The sequence below is a fragment of the Sphingobium ummariense RL-3 genome (assembly GCF_000447205.1).
Classification (GTDB): Bacteria; Pseudomonadota; Alphaproteobacteria; order Sphingomonadales; family Sphingomonadaceae; genus Sphingobium; species Sphingobium ummariense.
Genome location: NZ_AUWY01000136.1, coordinates 105,974 through 124,015, shown reverse-complemented (window position 1 = coordinate 124,015; position 18,042 = coordinate 105,974). Strand labels below are relative to the sequence as shown.

Genomic DNA, 18,042 nt, shown 5'->3' with positions numbered 1-18,042 from the left:
AAGGGATATCGAAATTGGCAGCGCTGTCAACGACAGGGTTACTTATCTTGGGCGATCACCGTCTCAACAAAGCCGACCTGCGTCGAGCCACGGATGATCAGTTCGGGCACGAGCGGTTCCTGATCGACGGGGCCGCCCAGCAATTTGGCTATCGCGTCGCGAGCCATGCCTGAAATCGGCTGACGCACTGTCGTCAGCGGTGGATAGACCGTCCGGCTGCCCGGCGAATCGTCAAAGCCGGCCACCGCCATGTCTTCGGGGATGCCGATGCCCCTTTGCTGCAGTACTGCCATAGCGCCCAGAGCCATGGCGTCGTTGGCCGCGAAAATCGCATCGGGTGGCTGCGGCAGGCCCAAAAGCCGTTCGGTGGCAGACTTGCCTGATGCGAAAGTAAAATCCCCCTGCACTATGTAGTCCGATTCCAGCGGAAGTTCCGCGGCGGCGAGCGCCAGCTTATAGCCCGTCACCCGTTCATGCGCTGCCGCTTTCGCATAAGGCGGCGCGATCAAGGCAATGCGCTTTTTGCCCGACGCGAGGAGGTGCGCGACCAGTTTCTGGCTGACCTCGGTGTCCCTGACCGGAACGACATGGCCATAACCCTGCAGTGTGGCAGCAACTCTGACCAGCTTGGTTCCCCTATTGGCGATCGCCTGGATGAGATCGGCGTCGTTGCTGAGCGGCGGCACCAGCATGATGCCATCAGGCCGCAGATTCGCCATAACGCGCTCCACCAGCCCGGTCGCGCTCTCGTCCGGTTCCATGATTTCGACTACCAGATGATAATTGCGTCGCCGACATTCGGCCGAGGCCGCCACCAACATGCTGGTCTGGTAGCTGCTGGTCACATCATTCATGATGAAGCTGATGAGAAACGAACGGTTCGCGGCAAGTTGCCGAGCCGCCAGGTTGGGCCGGTAGCCCAGTTCCTCGATCGCCTGAAGCACGCGCGCCCTCATCGCAGGGCGGACATGCGCTTCATCGTTGAGGACGCGGGAAACGGTTTTCATGCCCACGCCCGCCTTGTTCGCCACATCGTAGATCGTGACCAAGATCCGCTCCGTCGACCAATCCATGTCCTACAGTCGCTATGGCAGCAGGCGGAAAGATGCAAATTCCTGGATCGGATGCCGTGAGGCAGAATGCGATACGGCCGCCCCCATCTAGCCAGGACGGCCGTATCTTCCGAAAAACTACTGGATCAATAAGACATGCGTACGCCAAACCGGAAGGTGCGGCCCAGCACGTCGTACAGATTGGCGTTGGTGCCGATATTGTTCGCCGGCGCAACCGGCGGATCAGCGTCGAAGGCATTCTTGATTGCACCGAATGCCTCCACCATGAAGCGGCCATTGTCGATGAAGCGGTAGCTGGCGTTCAGGTCCACATAGGTGATCGCTTTGACGCGGTTGTCGCTAATGCTGTTCGGCAGCGTCGGACTATAGCCGTCATCCTCCGGCCCGACATAGGTCGTGCCGAATTTCCCTTTTGGAATGTAGCGCGTTTGCATGCCAAGAGTAAGCGGCCCACTGGTGAAGTTGAGACGCGTGTTGATCTGGTAGCAGGACATGCTGGGATAGGCCTGCTGCGTGACGGTGCCATTCTGGCATTTGCCGTCGAGCGGCGAGCCTGCGTTGACATAGGTCAACTTGGTATAAGCAGTACCAAGGATGCGCAGGTCCAGCACGCCGATATTCTCGATCTGCTTGCGATAACTCAGTTCCACGTCGAATCCCTTAACCTGCAACTCATTCGCATTGGCCGAAATGTTGCGGATGAAGGTCAGGACGCCGTTAGCATCGCGGGTGACGAAGGCACAGGCGTCCTGCGCGCCCTGGAAACATTGGGTCACCAGGGTCGGCCCCCCGACGGCTGCAATATAGCCGGTGACTTTGATGTCGTAATAATCGACCGACAGCTGAAGGTTCGGGATGGCAGTTGGCTGAAGTGTAATGCCGAAGGTCTTGGTATGCGAGATTTCGGGACGCAGGTTCGGGTTACCACCTGACTGCGTCGCGACCTGCGTACTCGTGTTGGTTGCAGGATCAAGGATGGCGGAGTTCTGCACATTTGGCAGAACATATTGTTCGTTCATGTTCGGCGCACGGAAATCGCGCGAAATAGTGCCGCGAAAGCGAAGCCAGTCGACCGGCTTGTAAACCCCGCCCAGCTTCCATGTGACCGCGTTGAAACTCGAGCCGGCGGGGCCGACCCCCCCGCCCGCTAACGGAGCTTCGGGACTGGAAAATTTGTAATGAGCGTGGCGAACGGCACCGTTGAGCTCAAGCGTCTCCGCCCACGGAACGTTGGACAGGAGCGGCACATTGATTTCGGCATAGGCTTCGAACACCTTGCTGCGACCATGCAAGGGGCTGTAATTTTGGACGAACGCGCCGCTCGCCGACACGGCATCGACATCGGCCGCGATGCTTTCCCGGCGATATTCAACGCCTGCGGCAAGCGACACCGGCCCACCCCAGACGTCGAAGGGGCGCCCTTGAATATTGGCGCTGATATCGTCAAGCGTGATCTTCGACCGCTGAACCGCCGTGCCGTAGGCATATTGCAGCGCGGCCGAACTCGCAGTTCCTACGCCAAACAGGTTGAGCGGCTCGCAATTGGGATCCGTCGTTGTTGACTGATTGACAGCGCAGACGATTCTACCGGCATTCGCGCCCGTGCCATTGACGGCCTGCACCGCACGCGAAAAATTATCCTGGTTGATGATGTTGCGCGCGACATTGTCCAGGTTGCTGACGCCGCGGACATAGTTGGCGTCCCATGTCCAGCGGCCCAGTTCGCCCTTGAGACCGGTGGCGATACGGTAGCTTTCGACATGATAATCGACGATCGGCACCAGCAGGCCGTCGCCCGATTTGCCGATGTTGACGGTCGCTAGGCCGAGTTGCTGCATCTGCTGGCGCAACTGGGCAGGCAGGAAGGGATTGTTGACCGACAGAGTGATGGCGCCGGTGTTCAGCGGACCGGACCGTGCCGTGCCGGCGGCGTTCTGATTGCCCGAGCGAAGCTGCGCGAAGGTGCCCTGATTATCGGTCTGGCCGTAGGAAGTGTCCACCCACGCATTGAGCTTGTCGGTGAGTTCGGCTTCCGCCCGGAAATAAGTAGCCAGACGCTGCTGCGGCCCCTGCAGGTCGAACGCGCCGGCAGCCGGGTTGATGCCGCGCCGCGATCCGCCGATCATCTGATTGTTGTTGGGTGTGTAGAGCTGACCGAAGGTGAAGGGTAGAAGGGTCTTGCCATCATCGGATACCTGCTGCCCGCCGAAGGCGCTGGTCAGCCGCGAACTGACAATGAGGCCGGCCGGTGTGTTCTGCGCCCAGCGGACATCAGGCGAAATGATGAGCGCGGGAAGACCGTTCTGACCCGGGTTGGCGTTCGACATGACGCCATATTCCTGGGCGCACCAGCTGCGCGAGTAGCACGTGCCTGATCGCTTACGGTCCTGATAATCGAGGCCTGCAATGATGTGCAGACGGCCATCGAGGAACTTGTGGCCGACGCCGAACGAATATTTCTGCTCCTCCGCGTCGCCGACATCGGTTACTCCATATTGGGCGGAGGCCCGCACGCCTTCCAGCTTGTTGTTGAGAATGATGTTGACGACACCCGCCACCGCGTCCGAGCCATAAGCGGCCGACGCGCCGCCGGTGACTATGTCGAGCCGCGATACCAGCGAACTGGGAATGAGGTCGGTGTTAAACAGGCCGGTGAAGGTTGTAGCGGGAAAGCGCAGCCCGTCTACAAGCACCAGCGTGCGAACGGCGCCAAGACCGCGCAGGTTGATGAGATTGTTGCCGGGGCCGTTGCCGCCACCGCCGACGAAGGCAGTCGTCGCACTCACGTCGGAACGCACTACTGGAAGATCGTTGATGACCTGGGAGAGCTGGGTCGCACCCGTCTGAGCGATCAGGTCGGCGCCTACCACCGTGACGGGCGTCGGCATGTCTGCACCATTGCGGACGACGCGCGAACCTGTAACGATGATGCCTTCCCCCGCGGCGTCCGCTTCGCTTACCTGCTCCTGCGCTGCAGCCGTGCCGGAACATGCGAGCGCAGCGCTCGCCAACAAAAAGCCCATAAACTCACGATGGCGCCCTCCAGCCATGTTATCCTCCCCTGTTTTGGCGGTCTATCTGACCTGCCGAACTATGTTTTAGCTACGACATCTAACCGCCGTGCCCACGGCGCGTAGAAATGTAGCGGTAATTCACTATGGCAGCGCTGTCAATCATCGTTTGACGCAGTCCCCTCAGTTGGCGATAGCGGTGCTGACATTGCTTAGGCTCAGGACTCGTTGATCACAGCCAGAAGAGCACGGTAGCTGCGAGGGCGATGGCGGAGAAGAAGACGGTTGGGCAGCGGTCGTAGCGGGTTGCCACACGGCGCCAGTCTTTCAGGCGGCCGAACATGATCTCGATGCGGCTGCGGCGTTTGTATCGGCGCTTGTCGTATTTCACTGGAAAGGAACGGGATTTCCGGCCCGGGATGCAGGGCGTGATGCCCTTTTGCTCGAGCGCGTCCCTGAACCATTCGGCGTCATAGCCCCGGTCAGCCAGCATCCACTGCGCCTTGGGCAGATCATCGAGCAGGGCTGCCGCGCCGGTGTAATCGCTGATCTGGCCGGCCGTGATGAAGAAGCTCAAGGGGCGGCCGTTGGCATCGGTGACGGCGTGAAGCTTGGTGTTCATGCCGCCCTTGGTCCGTCCGATCAGGCGGCCGAGATCCCCTTTTTTACCCCAAGGCTGGAAGCCGTGCGGTGGGCCTTGAGATAGGTCGCATCGATCATGAGGGTCTGCGGTTCGGCTTTCTGGGCGGACAGACCCTCCATCATCCGGCCAAACACGCCCATCTCGCCCCACCGTTTCCATCGGTTGTAGAGCGTCTTGTGCGGACCGTATTCCCTGGGCGCGTCTCGCCAGCGCAGCCCGTTGCGATTGACGAAGATGATCCCGCTCAGCACCCGCCGGTCATCAACCCGAGGCTTGCCGTGACTCTTGGGAAAATACGGCGACAAACGCGCCATCTGCTCGTCCGTCAGCCAATACAGGTCGCTCATGCTCAGTCTCCTCGCGGAGCCTGAATCACATCGCTCTCAGCCAATCAATGGGTCCTGAGCCTAGGGAGGTCGTTAACGAGGTGCCTTGGCCCCACCACCTCTCAGACAAAGTCCCGCGCCATGTCGGAACAGCGGCTTTTCATCGTCGGAGATGTCGGATCGCTGCTGTTCTACCGCCGCCATGGAGTCCGGAAGGGCGAATGGCAGATGGCCACAAATCCTGCTCCGGCCTGACAGGATGTCGACCAAGATCGCGTCGCTGGTTCCGAAATTGACCAGGACAGCCTTGCTGTAAGGAAGAACGTTGGTCAGCACAGCCGGCCGATCCATCTCGACGGCTAATATGACCGGCACGTGGGCGGCGGCCCGCTTCAGGGCGGCCATTGCAGGATCATTCTCGCGGAAGTCCAGCCGACCCTCGTGCTGGCGCGATCCGAAAAAGTGGTGAGGGTGCAGTTTTTCAAAAGGCGTTGCGGTCCGCACCAGCGCGACATCGGCATCGGCCGGATCGTCCACCACGCTATAGCCCGCCGCCTTGAAGGGCTTTGCATCCGCACCGAAAAGCCAGATTTTCTGCCGAGCATTCAGCGGCAGGATGGCGCCTTCGTTTCGCAGAAGGATCTGGCTTTGCCTCTGAGCCTCGTCAGCCTCGCGCTGCCATGTCGCGCTCCCTACCATCTTTCTCGCGCCTTCTTCGTCGACATAGGGGTTATCGAACAGCCCCAGGCGGAACTTCAGTAACAATATCCGCCGAACCGACTCGTCGATACGCGGCTCGCTAACCGCGCCACTCCGCACTGCTGCCAATACGGGTGCGGCATCGTCCACGCCGCCAAATTGATCGATGCCGGCATCTATGCCCTTCGCAAAGCGGTCAGGAACAGTCAGCTTTTCGACACCCCAAGGCATGCCGATGGCTGAGGGCGTCTGCGGATTTTCCGCGCTAGGCGCTACACAACTTTCCGGGCAGTCGCGCGTAATCGCCCAATCTGAAATGATGAGGCCCTGATATGCCTTTTCACGCCGGAGCAGGCCAGATAATAGCTGTTTGCTAAAACCGGCGCCTACTGGTTCAACCAGTTTTCCATCAATTTTAACGCCACGCAAAGCAACGTAGGTCGGCATGACCCCTTCGCTCCTCGCGGCCAACGGGCCTTCGAACGCGCGGACATGATCGGCAAAGGACGTTTCGCTCAAAGTGACGTGACCACCGTAATAATTGTGGCCATCAAACCCATTCGGTTCAGCGCCATAGCCGACCCAATGCTTCACCACCGTTGCCACGCCTTCGCGTGTGACACCGGATGCCCCACCCTGGAAGCCTTCGACATAGGCCCCCGCAAGGCGGGAGATGGCCGCGGGATCGGAACCAAAAGTGGCGGAAAAGCGCGACCAGCGTGGTTCGCTGCCAACGTCAGCCTGGGGAGACAAGGCCATGTGAATGCCAACCGCGCGATACTCCTGCCGCGCAATGTCGCCGAACCGGCGAACAAGGTTGGCGTCTCCGAGCGCAGCGAAACCCAATGTATCCGGCCAGAGCGTAAAGCCGCCTCCGGTCGTACTCGCACCCAGAGTTGCCTGGAAATGATGACGCGGATCGGTGCTGATCGTGACCGGAATACCGAGGCGGGTGCCCTCGGCGATTTTCTGAACCATATTATTCTGGCGCGCGAACTCCGCTGGGGTGACCACCAGTCGCGTGATGAAGCTATTGATCTTGCCCTCTTCGATCAGCGACCGTACGCGCGGCATGTCATAGCCTTTCGACGACGCGCCGATCTCCGAGTCTTCGGCCGGCAAACTCGAATGCACCATTAAACCGGCTTTTTCTTCAATCGTCATCCGTGCGATCAGGTCATCGACACGCTCCTTGGTGGATAGAAGAGGGTCCTCATAGCGATCGAGCTTCTTGTTCCGGTTAAGGTCTCTCCACTGACCTGATTCCCGAGCTGTACCGGGCAACGGAGCAGCCGATCCCAGCAGTCCGGCAACTGCCAAAAGGCTCAGTTGAAAGCGTCCCTGCCGCGCCGCCCAGTTCATGCCTCTCCCCCATTTTCACCGTGAATTAGATTTAGCGCTATATTGATTAAGCTGCCGAATTGGGCAAGAGTGCATTTCAATGAACGCTTTATGTCATTGGCTCGTCTAACGGCTTTGCGACGTGACGCGAGACCGACATTTAGGGAGGACCAGATGATCAACCACCGCAAACGACAGTTTCTACAGGCGAGTGCGGCGGCCGCAATCATGGCTGCGCTTCCCGGCTATGCACGAGCTGTGGACTATGTGAAGCGCGACCCGCGTAAGCGGCACAATCTGCTTCTCATCACTTCCGACGATGTGGACTGGTCGGCGCTGGGCTTCATGAACGGCCGTAGGGGGCTGACGCCCAATCTCGACGGCCTGGCAGCGCAAAGCCATGTGTTCGAGCAGGTGCGGACCGTCGCGCCGATCTGCATGCCGTCGCGGCAGGCGTTCATGAGCGGACTGCTGCCGCACAAAAATGGCGGCAACGGATTTTTCCCCATGAAGGAGGGCACGCCGACGCTGTGCAGCGCTTTGTCCGGCGAAGGCTATTATTGCGCGGCAAGCCACAAGATCGGCCATATGCAACCCGCCTCCTCCTTCCCGTGGGACATGAAGCAGGAGGGGAAGGACCGTCATGTCATGGTCCATGCCGACATGCTGCGGCTGGCGGTCACGGAGGCGCAGGCCCAGTACAAACCCTTCTTCATCAACTGCAATATCAACGATCCCCATCGCCCCTTCTACGGTAGCGAGGATGCGCGGGAACTGGATCATGACCAGACCGGCCCCTACCGTATCCCTCGCCCGCTCAAGGCCGGGGAGGTGCCGATCCCGCCCAATCTGGAAGACCTGCCCGACATTCGGGAAGAAATGGCGCAATACTGGAATTCGGTGCAGCGACTGGACATAGCCATCGGCAATATCCTGAAGGCGCTGAAGGACAGCGGCGCTTGGGACGACACGATCATCCTTTTCGTGGCAGATCATGGCATGCCCATGCCCTTCGCAAAGGCGAGCGTGTACGATCATGGCATCCGCACGCCGGTCCTGCTACGCTATCCCGGCATGGCCAAGCCCGAGCGGTTCGATATGCTCACCACCAACCTCGACATCCTGCCGACGCTGCTGGATCTGTTGCACGCCAAACCCATTGCCGACCTGGACGGACAATCTTGGGTCCCGATGATGAAGGGCGAAACGGCACGGAGCCGTCCGTTCATCATGTCCTATGTCGACTATGTGTCGAGCGGATTCCTCTATCCTTCCCGTACCTTGCAAGACCGCCGCTACGCCTTCCACTACACCGCCTGGGCCGATGGCAAGACGCAGCTCAAGATCGAGAGCATGTGGGGCCTCACCTACCCCGCAATGGCAAAGGCCGCGGAGACGGACCCGCGCATCGCGGCCCGCGTGCGGCAATATGTCATGGGCTATCCCATGGCTCTCTATGATCTGGAGGCTGATCCAGGCCAGCGGCGAAATCTCATCGACGATCCGGCCCATCGGGCGAAGGCAGACGAGATGAAGCGGCTGATGCTCGGCGAGATGGAGCGGACCGCCGATCCGCAGCTGGAGAATTTCCGTGTCTCCCTCGCAGGTGGCAGGCCGGTGCTGAAGCAGGAACCCGCAAAATATCGCATCCGGGGTGGCGACTGACCATTTGCATGGGTGTCCAACTGCCCCCTCCGCTTGAAGCATGGATTGTCGGCGAATGCGCCGTTATGACGATGATCGCCGACAACCAAGCAAGGACGCCATGACGACGCAGGAGAATGGCCGCAAAAGGCGGCGGGGGTCGAAAGGCCCGACCATCACCGCTGTCGCCCGCCATGCTGGCGTATCGGCGATGACCGTATCCAACGTCCTCAACAACAAAAGCTTCGTCAATCCCGCCACGCGCGAGGTGGTGCTGGAGGCGGTCAAGGCGCTCAACTATACGCCCAATAACGCCGCGCGCAGCCTGGCCGCCGCCAAGACCCTACGCATCGGATTGCTACATCGCGACATAGACAGCGCGTTGCTGAGCGCCATGCTGGTGGGCAGCCTGCGCGCGACATCGCGGCTGGGCGTGCAGCTGGTGCTGGAAATCTACGACTCTACTGATCCGATCGGTAGTATCGAAAAGGTGGCGGAGAACGGAATTGACGGGCTGCTATTGCCTCCGCCTATTTGCGAGCTGGCTAGCGCGGCTGGATTGCCGGAGCGTCATGACGTCCCGATGATAGGCCTCGCGCCGGGAAGCAATCTGCGCAACATGGATTGCGTGCGGATCGACGATGAGCGCGCATCCTATGAACTGACGCGCCTGTTACTGGACATGGGGCATCGGCGGATCGCCATGGTGACTTTGCCGACCGCTCTAGTCGCGGCATCGCGCCTCAGAGGCTATTTGCGCGCACTGGGCGACGCGGGCGTGGTAGCCGACATGGACGTGGTGTGGGAAGCGCCGCCTTCTTTTGAGGCGGGGCTGGGTCTCGCGGAGCGCGTGCTTGCCGACACGCGCAATTTCACGGCGGTAATCGCGGGCAATGACGACATGGCCGCAGCCTTCGTAAACGTCGCGCTGCGCAAGAAGATCGCAGTGCCGGATGCGCTGTCCATCACCGGATTCGACGACACCCCCATCGCCGTCAAGATCTGGCCGGCCCTCACCACCGTCCGCCAGCCGCTGGCGCTGATCGCGGAGAAGGCGACGGAACGGCTGGTCGCCATATTGCGCGACGAGGAGACGGAGCAGCCGCCCCAGGCCATCTATGTCGACTATAGCATGGTGGAGCGTCAATCGACGGGACCGGCACCGCGCTGAAAATGGATTACTCCGCGTCGGGCTGGCGCGCGGGCGTTGCGGCGGCGAAAGCCGGCAGCGCGTTGCAGGCCGCCTCGACTTCCGCGATGCGGGGAAAGTCGATGCGCGCGCCGAAACGCCGAGCGTTGCCAAGCTGCGGGATCAGGACGATATCGGCGAGCGTGACCTGATCCCCAAAGCAATAGGGTCCGTCGCGATCGACAATGAGGCGCGAGCAGGCCTCCAGCCCGCTCTCGATCACCTCGCGCGCCCACCCCTGCACCGCGTCCTCGTCCAGGCCGCGCTGCCCTAACATGCGCAGAATTTTGAGATTCTGAATGGGGTGGATGTCGCAGGCTATAGCCTGCGCGAAGCCGCGCACCCACGCGCGTTCCAACGGATCGGACGGCAGCAGCGGCGGATCGGGGTAGAGTTCGTCCAGATATTCGCAGATGGCAAGGCTTTGGGTTAACACCGCGCCGTCGACTTCAAGCGCGGGAACCAGCCCCTGCGGATTGAGCGCCAGATAGGCGTCCGACCGCTGTTCGCCCGCGCGCAGACGATAGGTGCGGTCCGACCAATCCAGGCCCTTCAGCCCCAGCGCGATCCGCACCCGCCAGGAGGCTGAGGATCGCCAGAAGCCGTGCAGGATCATGTCAGTCATGCACACTGCCCGTGATTACGACCTTTGTATCGGTGAGCCCGTCGATCGAGACGATAATCTCGTTCCCCGGCACGACCGGGCCGACGCCGGCGGGCGTGCCGGTATAGAGGAGGTCGCCCGGCTCAAGCCGATAGGCGCGTGAGAGGAAAGCGATGAGTTCGGGCACGGGATGGATGAGATCGGCAAGGTCGGCCTGCTGCTTCACTTCGCCATTGACGGTCAGGCGGATGGCTCCGGCCGACATCTCACCCGTCTCGCCGATCGGGTGGATCGTGCCGAGTGGCGAGGATTGTTCGACATTCTTGCCCGCATCCCACGGCCTTCCCTTGTCCCGCGCTTCGAGCTGAAGGTCGCGGCGGGTCATGTCCAGGCCGGTGGCATAGCCATAGATGTGCTCGGCCGCGCGATCGGCGGGAATGTCGCGGCCGCCCTTGCCGATGGCGACGACCAGTTCGGCTTCATAATGATAGTTGCTGGTCATCGCCGGGTAGGCGATGGGGCCGCTTGGCACCACGGTTTCGGCCCATTTGGTGAAATAGAAGGGCGCTTCGCGATCCACTTCCACGCCCATTTCCCTAGCATGGTCGGCATAGTTGCGCCCGATGCAGAAGACGCGGCGGACCGGGAACTGGTGGCCGTCGCTGGTGGCAGCGAGGATGGGAGCCTGAGGGTCGAACAAGAGGGTCAATGATTGCACTCCCGGTAAAGATCGAGCTTCATCTGCGAAGCCTTGTCGGAATAGCCGAATATTATCGTCTGCGAATGCGCCTGGAAGCGGTAGGGGCGCCAAGACGGGACGACAACCATGTCGCGCGCGCCCAGCCGGATTTCCTGATCGCCAAGCAGCAACGTCGCCTCTCCTTCGACCAGCACGAACACCGTGCCGTCGGTCGCCTGCCGCGTCCGCGTTTCGAACCCCGAAGGCAGCAGGCGGACGTGCGCCGACATGGTGGAGAGGATCGGGCCGCCGTCGGCGGGGTTCAGAAATTCCAGCGCATGGCCCAGATGCGGGTCGATCTCGGCGCTCGCCGCCATCGCCTCCAGCGCGGATCGCCAGTCGGTGTAGCGATAATGGAACAGCGGCCGCGTGGCCGGGCGGCGATCTGCGACGCTCCCCCGCAGCGGGCGCATATTATGGCCATAGCGTGCAAGCGTGTCGCCAGCCGGCACCGTTTCTGGATGCGCGGCGACATCGAGCCGCTCGGCGAAGCTGCAGTCGAACAGGCGCACCGTTGGAATATCGAGACCGTCGAGCCAGATCATCGGATGGCCGGTTTCGTTGCCGTGGTCGTGCCATTGACCCGCCGGCGTCAGCACGAGGTCGAAGGGCTGCATGATCGCCTTCTCCCCGTCGAGCGCAGTGAAGGCCCCGCCCCCCTCCATCACAAAGCGCAGCGCGTTCTGAGTATGACGATGGCAGGGGGCAACCTCGCCCGGCAGGATGAGCTGCAATCCGGCATAGAGGCTCGGCGTGATCGCGGAGAGGCCGGGCAACCCCGGATTTTCCATGATGAGGACGCGGCGTTCGGCCTGTTCAGCGCTGATAATGTCGCCCGCGCGCATCAAATAATCGCGCACCTCCGCATAGCCCCAGCGCCACGGCAGGGCCGGGGATTTCGGCTCGGCGAGCACAAGCGCATGCAGGCTTTCCCAGAGCGGCAGCAATCCCTTGGGCGCCATGACCGCGTAGAGCGCCTCCAGCTGCGCGCGCTGGTCGTTGGCGCCATAGCTGTCGGGGCTTGTCGTCATGGCGTTCGCCTCACCACCGCAATTGCTCATGCCCACAAAAAGGATCGACAGGACTGATGCCGGTGAACGGCGCGTCGCCCACCAGCCGGCGCACCGTCTCCCGCTGGACCGGCTCGATCGCGCTGTATGCGTTGATGCAGGTCTTCATGTGCGGCGCGTCATAGAGATAATAAGGCTGGCCGAAGGAAACTAAGGCCGTCGGGATTTCCTGAGGAAATTGCGACATCGCCTTGCGATTGGAGCCGTGCAGCTTCACGAGGTCGAGAAAAATATGCGACGCGCTAGGGGTTGCTTCCTGCCCGACGAGATAAAGGACGAGGTCCGTGTCCTCGCGAGTGGGCCATTGCTCCATGTCGAGCATCCGGGGCTCGAACCCCCGAGCGCGCAGTTCTTCGAGGACAGGCTCGTAGCTGCGCGACAAAGCTCCGTCCCAGAAGCTGAACCCTTCCTCCGCGATGATGACGACGCGCCGATGGGTGACGGGATCGAGAGGGAGGAGCGCCTGCGTGTCCTTGACCAGCGTGACGCCGTGCCCCGCCGCGTGCGTCGCGATGGCGCGATGGTCGGGCGTCTGCAAGGCGTCCCGCATCGCATCGAGCGGCAGCATCCGGTTCGCGGGGTCGACCTGGTGCAGGCCCAGCCGCGCCTTCAGCGTCAAGATGCGGGTCACTGCCTCATAGAGGCGGGATTCGGACAGGCGCCTGTTCCGCAGCCCGTCGAGCATGAAGCTATAATCGCGTTCGGGCGCGCGGCTGAACAGGAACATGTCGCAGCCATTCTCAATCACCGCCGGCACAGTTTCGGACCGCTCCATCCAGCCTGTAAGGCCGCCCATGCCCGTCGCATCCGACACGATGAGGCCCTTGAAGCCCAGTTCTTCGCGCAGCAGCCGCTGGTTCAGCAAGTGCGACACGGTGGCAGGCTGGAACGCCTCCCGCCCGGCATTGGGCATATGCGCGCGGACATAGGCGGGAAAGGCGATATGGGCGGACATGACCGTCATCACACCCTCCCCGATCAACTGACCATAGATGCGACCGAACAGCCCGTGCCATTCCTCGACCGACAGCGGATTAACGCTAGTGACGAGATGCTGGTCGCGGTCGTCGAAGCCATCGCCCGGCCAATGTTTGAGGCAGGCGGCGACGCCTTCCTCCTGTAGCGCGCGAATATAGGCGCTCGCCTGCGCCAGCACGCGCTCCGGTTGCGACCCGAAGGAACGCGTGCCGACGATCGCGCTGCGAAAGGCATGGTTGATGTCGACTACCGGACCGAACGACCAGTCATAGCCCAGCACCCGGCTTTCGCGCGCGACGAGGCGGGCGAGGGCTTCGGTCGTTGCTAGATCGTCGCAGGCGGCAATGCCCATGATGTTGGGAACGGCGGTTGCGAAAGAATAGCTGATTGTGCCGCCCTCGATATCTCCGGTGAAGATCGGCGGCACCGTAGCGGACTCGATCGTGTGGACCGTCGCATCCCGGAAGGCAGCTAGATCCGGCCGGGGAAACCGGTTGATACCGCCCGGCTTCAGCGCCAGCAGCGGTTCGAGTTCATCCCGGCTGTCCTGCACGGTCGAAAAGATGAAGAGTTGCCCGACCATCTCCTCGATGCACATGGCGTCACGCGTGCGCTCCACCCATGCGCGTGCCTGACCGTCGATCTGCAAAGGGCCCGGCGTTGGCGGCGAGGGGCAGTCGGAGAGCATGTTTTTCCTTGGATCGGAGAAAGGAAAAGGAACCGGGCGCGAGCCGCCCGGCTCCTGTCAGGATCAGAAACGGACGCTGAAGATCGCGCCGAAATAACGGCTCGAATCCTTGTTGTAAGTGCCCACCAGATCTAACGGGTTGGCGACGGTCGACATGATCGAATTGTGGCCGATATTGGTGAGATAATTTTCGTCGAACAGGTTCTTCACGAACAGCGATAGGCCATAGCGCTTGTCGGCCGTGGTGACGCCCACGGTGGCATCGACCAGCGTGTAAGCCGGTTGGACCGCCAGCGGATCCAGCTCCGAGGTGAAGTTCTGCGCGCTCGTGAAATTGACGCTGACCTGCGCGAAGGCGCTGAAGCTGTCGCCTTCATAGTCGTAGCGCGGCGTCAAGCCGATGCGCCAGTCGGGACTTGCCTGAAGCGGACGGTTACGCAGATTCTGCTGCGGCGTCATGCCCGGTGCGGTGCGGTAGCAGATGTTGACGGGTGTGCCGGTCAGGACCGGCGCGGCCGCCTGCAACTGAAGCGCGCAATTGAGGCCGTCGATGTTGATGCGCGACTGCGAATAGGTAACGGCCGCGTTGACAGAGAAAGAGTCCGAAGGCCGCATCGTCGCTTCGATTTCAAATCCACGGCTGCGGGACGAGCCCGCGTTGGTGGTCACGAACTGGATGATGCCCGTGGTCGGATCGGATCGGTTGGCCTGCACCTGAAGGTTCGAATAATCGGCCTGGAACAGCGCGGCGGACAGGCTCAGCGTGCGGTCGGCAGTGCTGCCCTTGAACCCGATTTCATAGGCGTTCACATGCTCGGGCTGGATCGCCCTTTGGTTGGCAAGGTCGCCGCCAATCTCCATTTCATATCCCAGCCCCTTATAGCCGCGCGTGTAGCTGGCATAAACTTGGGCATTGCGGCTGAATTCATATTGCAAGCCCGCCTTGCCGGTCACGGCGGTGTCATGCGCGGAGAAGCGACCGCTGTTCGGCGGGTTGCCAGGGAAGATGGCGTCACCTGCAACGATCGGAGCAATGCGGACACCGCTGTTCGTGCCCTTCTCATATTGCACGCGGATCCCGCCGATGGCTCGCAGCCCGCCGACGATGCGATAGTCGGCCTGACCGAACGCGGCGATACTGTCCTGAACCAGGCGGATCCGACTGGCCGATGATTGCCATACGATGTTCGCAGGCGCGCAGGGCTGGCCCACTATACCGGCCGTGCAGCGGGCGCGGCGGCGGTCGAAGGGACGCAGGATGTTGCTGTGCATGTAGAAGACGCCAGCGACGTAGTTGAAGGCGGAATTGCCGTTGTTGGCGATGCGCAGTTCCTGCGACCAGCCCTTCAGATCGACCTGCCCATGGTTCTGATTCCAGAAGGTGTAGGGCGCGAAGGCGGCCGTGCCGAGGAAGATAGGCGACGTCGCCGGGATGCGGTCGATCGGCTGGTTGACGTCCAGGTCGTATTTCTGAAACGCGCTGATCGACGTGATTGTGGCGCTGCCAAGATCCCAGTCTGCCTGGAGCGAGTAGGTCTGGGCCTTGCTGTTGGCGTAGGTGTTAGTGTCGTCGGCAATCTGTCGATTCTCGCGCGTAGCGTTGATCGGTCCTACCAGCGACTGAAGCACCGGGTTCCGGATCTGGATCAGCGTGGAGGCGCAGCAATCCGCATCCGTCTTGCGATATTCCCCCGCGAGCAGCAGCGTAAGATTCTCCGTGGCGTCCCATTCCAGCTTGCCGCGCACACCCCAACTCTTGGTGCCGTTGACCCACTTGTCGGTCGCGATGTTGCGGGTAATGCCCTGCACATCGCTGTAGAAACCGGACACGCGGGCGCGAAGCGTGTCGGTGATTGGCCCAGACACCGTACCGCGCGCGCGATATTCATTGTGCTCGGCGATGGTGATGTCGCCGCGCCCTTCGAAATCGCGGGAGGGACGCGCGGTCGTGACGCTGATAACGCCCGCCGACGCGTTCTTGCCGAACAGCGTGCCCTGCGGACCGCGCAGCACTTCGACCCGCTCCACATCGGCCAGTTCGGAAAAGCCCTGCGCCGAACGAACCGCGACGACGCCGTCGACGACCACCGAAACGGAAGGCTCTACGCCCTGGCCGAACAGCGCGGTGCCGACACCGCGGATACGGAAGCTTGTGTTGGTGGGGTTGGCGCCCTGTTGGAAAGACAGGGAGGGGACCGCCTGAACCAGCGAATTGGTGTCGTTGATCTGGCGCGACGCGAGCGTGTCGGCACCCACCGCAGTCACCGCCAGTGGGACGTCCTGAAGTCGTTCAGCGCGCTTCTGCGCGGTCACGACGATGTCGCCCGGCTGCGGATCGGCGACGGAGTCGTCCTGCGCGAACGCGGGCGCGACTGCGAGTGCGATGCCGAGCGCGATGATGGAGGCGGCGGTGATATGCCGATTTTGATCGATGGCCATTTCGGTCCCCTCTGGCGTTTTCTATTTGGTCGACTGAGCGCCCTCATGCGGCGCAAGCGTGATATGTAACGCTAAATCAAACCGAAGCTCGCTTGTCAATATGATATCGGCTCGCATGATATGGCTCTTGAGGAGTGGCGTTTCGATCATAATTGTCCGGCCAGCAGGCATTCGCCTCTGATGGGAGAGCCAGGCATGCCGGCGGGTGTTGACAGCACGCCTAATTCCCGCTTTGTAGCGTTAAAAGCAATGGGAGAGATCGCAATGGCAGAGTCGGCTTCGCGGGACGGGTGGCCCGCACCAAAGCAGGCCTGGTTCGCAGCGATCATGCTCGCTGCCGCCAACACCCTCGCCTTTGTCGACCGCCAAGCTCTGGCGCTCCTCGTGCAGCCGATCAAGGACGATCTTCAGGTCAGCGATACGGCCATGAGCCTGCTCTATGGCTTGAGCTTCACCATGTTCTACGTGCTGGTCGGCATCCCGGTCGCGCGGCTTGCCGACCGCGCCAACCGCCGCAACATCGTCGGTGCCGCGATCTTCATCTGGAGCTTCGCGACGGCGCTATGCGGCGTCGCACGCAGCTTTGGCACTCTGTTCGTCGCCCGCATCGGCGTGGGCGCAGGCGAAGGCGGCCTTAGCCCCGCCGCCTATTCCATATTGGCCGACTATTTCCCCAAGGAGAAGCTGCCGGCGGCCATGGGCGTCTATCAAATGGGTATCTATGTCGGTGGGGCGGCCGCGCTGCTGTTGGGCGGACTGCTCGCCACCGTCGTGCCACCGTCCAGCATCGTGATCGTCCCGATCATTGGCGCGATCAAGGGCTGGCATCTCGTCTTCCTGATGCTGGGGCTGCCGGGCTTTCTGCTGTCCGCGCTCATGCTGCTGGTACGCGAGCCGACCCGCATGGGCGAAGGCGGCCATCAGCCCAGCCCGCCCTTCTCGCAATTGTTCGCCCATGTCGGCCGCCAGTGGCAGGCCTATGTCGGGATCAGCTTCGGCTTTGCGCTCATGATCCTCGTCGGCAATGCGACCGGCGCGTGGATTCCCGCCTTCCTCGAGCGCAAGTTCGGGCTGACCACGGCGGAGATCGGCGGCCTCTACGGTTCGATCACGGCAGTCTGCGGCGTCAGCGGGACATTGATCGGCGGGTTCGCCGCCACCGCGCTGCGCCGCCGAGGGATAGCGCGCGGCAATCTCTACGCGGCGCTGTTCGGCTTCGTCAGCCTCATCCCCGTGACCACGCTGTTCCCACAGATGCCGACGGTCGCGCTGTCGCTGGCGCTGATCGGCGCGATGAACTTCCTTGCCGGATTCAATTTCGGCGGAGGCCTTGCCGCATTGCAGGAAATCACCCCGAATCGGATGCGCGCGTCCGTGTCGGCAGGCTATATGCTTATGGTGAATTTGATCGGTGCGGCGGGCGGCCCATTCGCCATCGCCCTTGTCACCGACTATTGGTATGGCGATCCGCAGGCGCTGCCTGACGCGATCACATTGGTGTGCGCTATCGCGTCGCCCCTGTCAGTGGTCGCGTTGCTGCTTGGCCTCAGAGGCTATAGCCGCGCCATCTCCTCCGCCCCTGCCGCCACCTGATTCAC

Annotated in this window: 12 protein-coding genes; 3 read left to right on the top strand and 9 right to left on the bottom strand. The window is 61.9% G+C overall.

The window, feature by feature from the left end; genetic code table 11:
• Window positions 1–38 precede the first annotated feature (38 nt).
• The 4 genes from M529_RS47100 to M529_RS47080 form a co-directional block, all read right to left on the bottom strand.
• Window positions 39–1,049 carry a LacI family DNA-binding transcriptional regulator gene (locus tag M529_RS47100; RefSeq protein ID WP_031295844.1) on the bottom strand — a complete coding sequence of 337 codons (1,011 nt, stop codon included), beginning with the start codon at window positions 1,047–1,049 and terminating at the stop codon, window positions 39–41.
• A 149-nt stretch (window positions 1,050–1,198) separates the two neighbouring features.
• The gene (locus M529_RS47095) at window positions 1,199–4,084 is read right to left on the bottom strand and encodes a TonB-dependent receptor domain-containing protein (protein ID WP_236617759.1); all 2,886 of its coding nucleotides are present in this window, start codon (window positions 4,082–4,084) and stop codon (window positions 1,199–1,201) included.
• A 232-nt stretch (window positions 4,085–4,316) separates the two neighbouring features.
• Window positions 4,317–5,074, bottom strand: a protein-coding gene (locus M529_RS48875; protein WP_128830903.1) for an IS5 family transposase whose coding sequence is annotated in 2 segments (ribosomal slippage) — window positions 4,317–4,741 and window positions 4,741–5,074 — 759 coding nt in all. Because the reading frame shifts where the segments join, the coding sequence is not laid out codon by codon here.
• A 72-nt stretch (window positions 5,075–5,146) separates the two neighbouring features.
• Window positions 5,147–7,114: a glycoside hydrolase family 3 protein gene (locus M529_RS47080; protein WP_031295840.1), complete on the bottom strand. Its 1,968-nt coding sequence runs from the start codon at window positions 7,112–7,114 to the stop codon at window positions 5,147–5,149.
• 153 nt (window positions 7,115–7,267) lie between these two features.
• Here M529_RS47080 and M529_RS47075 point away from each other — a divergent pair, with 153 nt between their 5' ends.
• Both M529_RS47075 and M529_RS47070 read left to right on the top strand, forming a co-directional pair.
• A complete protein-coding gene (locus M529_RS47075) occupies window positions 7,268–8,758 on the top strand; it encodes a sulfatase family protein (RefSeq protein ID WP_021320126.1) in 1,491 nt (496 codons plus the stop codon).
• Between the two features lie 100 nt (window positions 8,759–8,858).
• Complete coding sequence (locus M529_RS47070; protein ID WP_031295837.1) at window positions 8,859–9,908, top strand: LacI family DNA-binding transcriptional regulator; 1,050 nt, start codon at window positions 8,859–8,861, stop codon at window positions 9,906–9,908.
• 7 nt (window positions 9,909–9,915) lie between these two features.
• On the opposite strand, the gene maiA is transcribed toward M529_RS47070, so the two are convergent.
• From maiA to M529_RS47045, 5 genes are all read right to left on the bottom strand, one after another.
• Window positions 9,916–10,551 (bottom strand): maleylacetoacetate isomerase, encoded by a 636-nt coding sequence (maiA, locus tag M529_RS47065; RefSeq protein WP_031295835.1) that lies wholly within the window; start codon window positions 10,549–10,551, stop codon window positions 9,916–9,918.
• Entirely contained in the window at window positions 10,544–11,239 is a 696-nt protein-coding gene (locus M529_RS47060; RefSeq protein WP_021320123.1) for a fumarylacetoacetate hydrolase family protein, read from the bottom strand. Before M529_RS47060 ends, maiA begins: the two co-directional genes overlap by 8 nt.
• Window positions 11,236–12,300, bottom strand: coding sequence for a gentisate 1,2-dioxygenase (gene gtdA / locus M529_RS47055; RefSeq protein ID WP_021320122.1), 1,065 nt, complete (start codon window positions 12,298–12,300; stop codon window positions 11,236–11,238). Before gtdA ends, M529_RS47060 begins: the two co-directional genes overlap by 4 nt.
• Before the next feature lie 10 nt (window positions 12,301–12,310).
• Entirely contained in the window at window positions 12,311–14,005 is a 1,695-nt protein-coding gene (locus M529_RS47050) for a glycoside hydrolase family 3 protein (protein ID WP_021320121.1), read from the bottom strand.
• Window positions 14,006–14,068: 63 nt separating this feature from the next.
• Window positions 14,069–16,444 carry a TonB-dependent receptor gene (locus tag M529_RS47045; RefSeq protein WP_021320120.1) on the bottom strand — a complete coding sequence of 792 codons (2,376 nt, stop codon included), beginning with the start codon at window positions 16,442–16,444 and terminating at the stop codon, window positions 14,069–14,071.
• Window positions 16,445–16,708: 264 nt separating this feature from the next.
• On the opposite strand from M529_RS47045, the gene M529_RS47040 reads away from it, so the two are divergent.
• Complete coding sequence (locus M529_RS47040) at window positions 16,709–18,037, top strand: spinster family MFS transporter (RefSeq protein ID WP_040601417.1); 1,329 nt, start codon at window positions 16,709–16,711, stop codon at window positions 18,035–18,037.
• The last annotated feature ends 5 nt before the right edge of the window (window positions 18,038–18,042 follow it).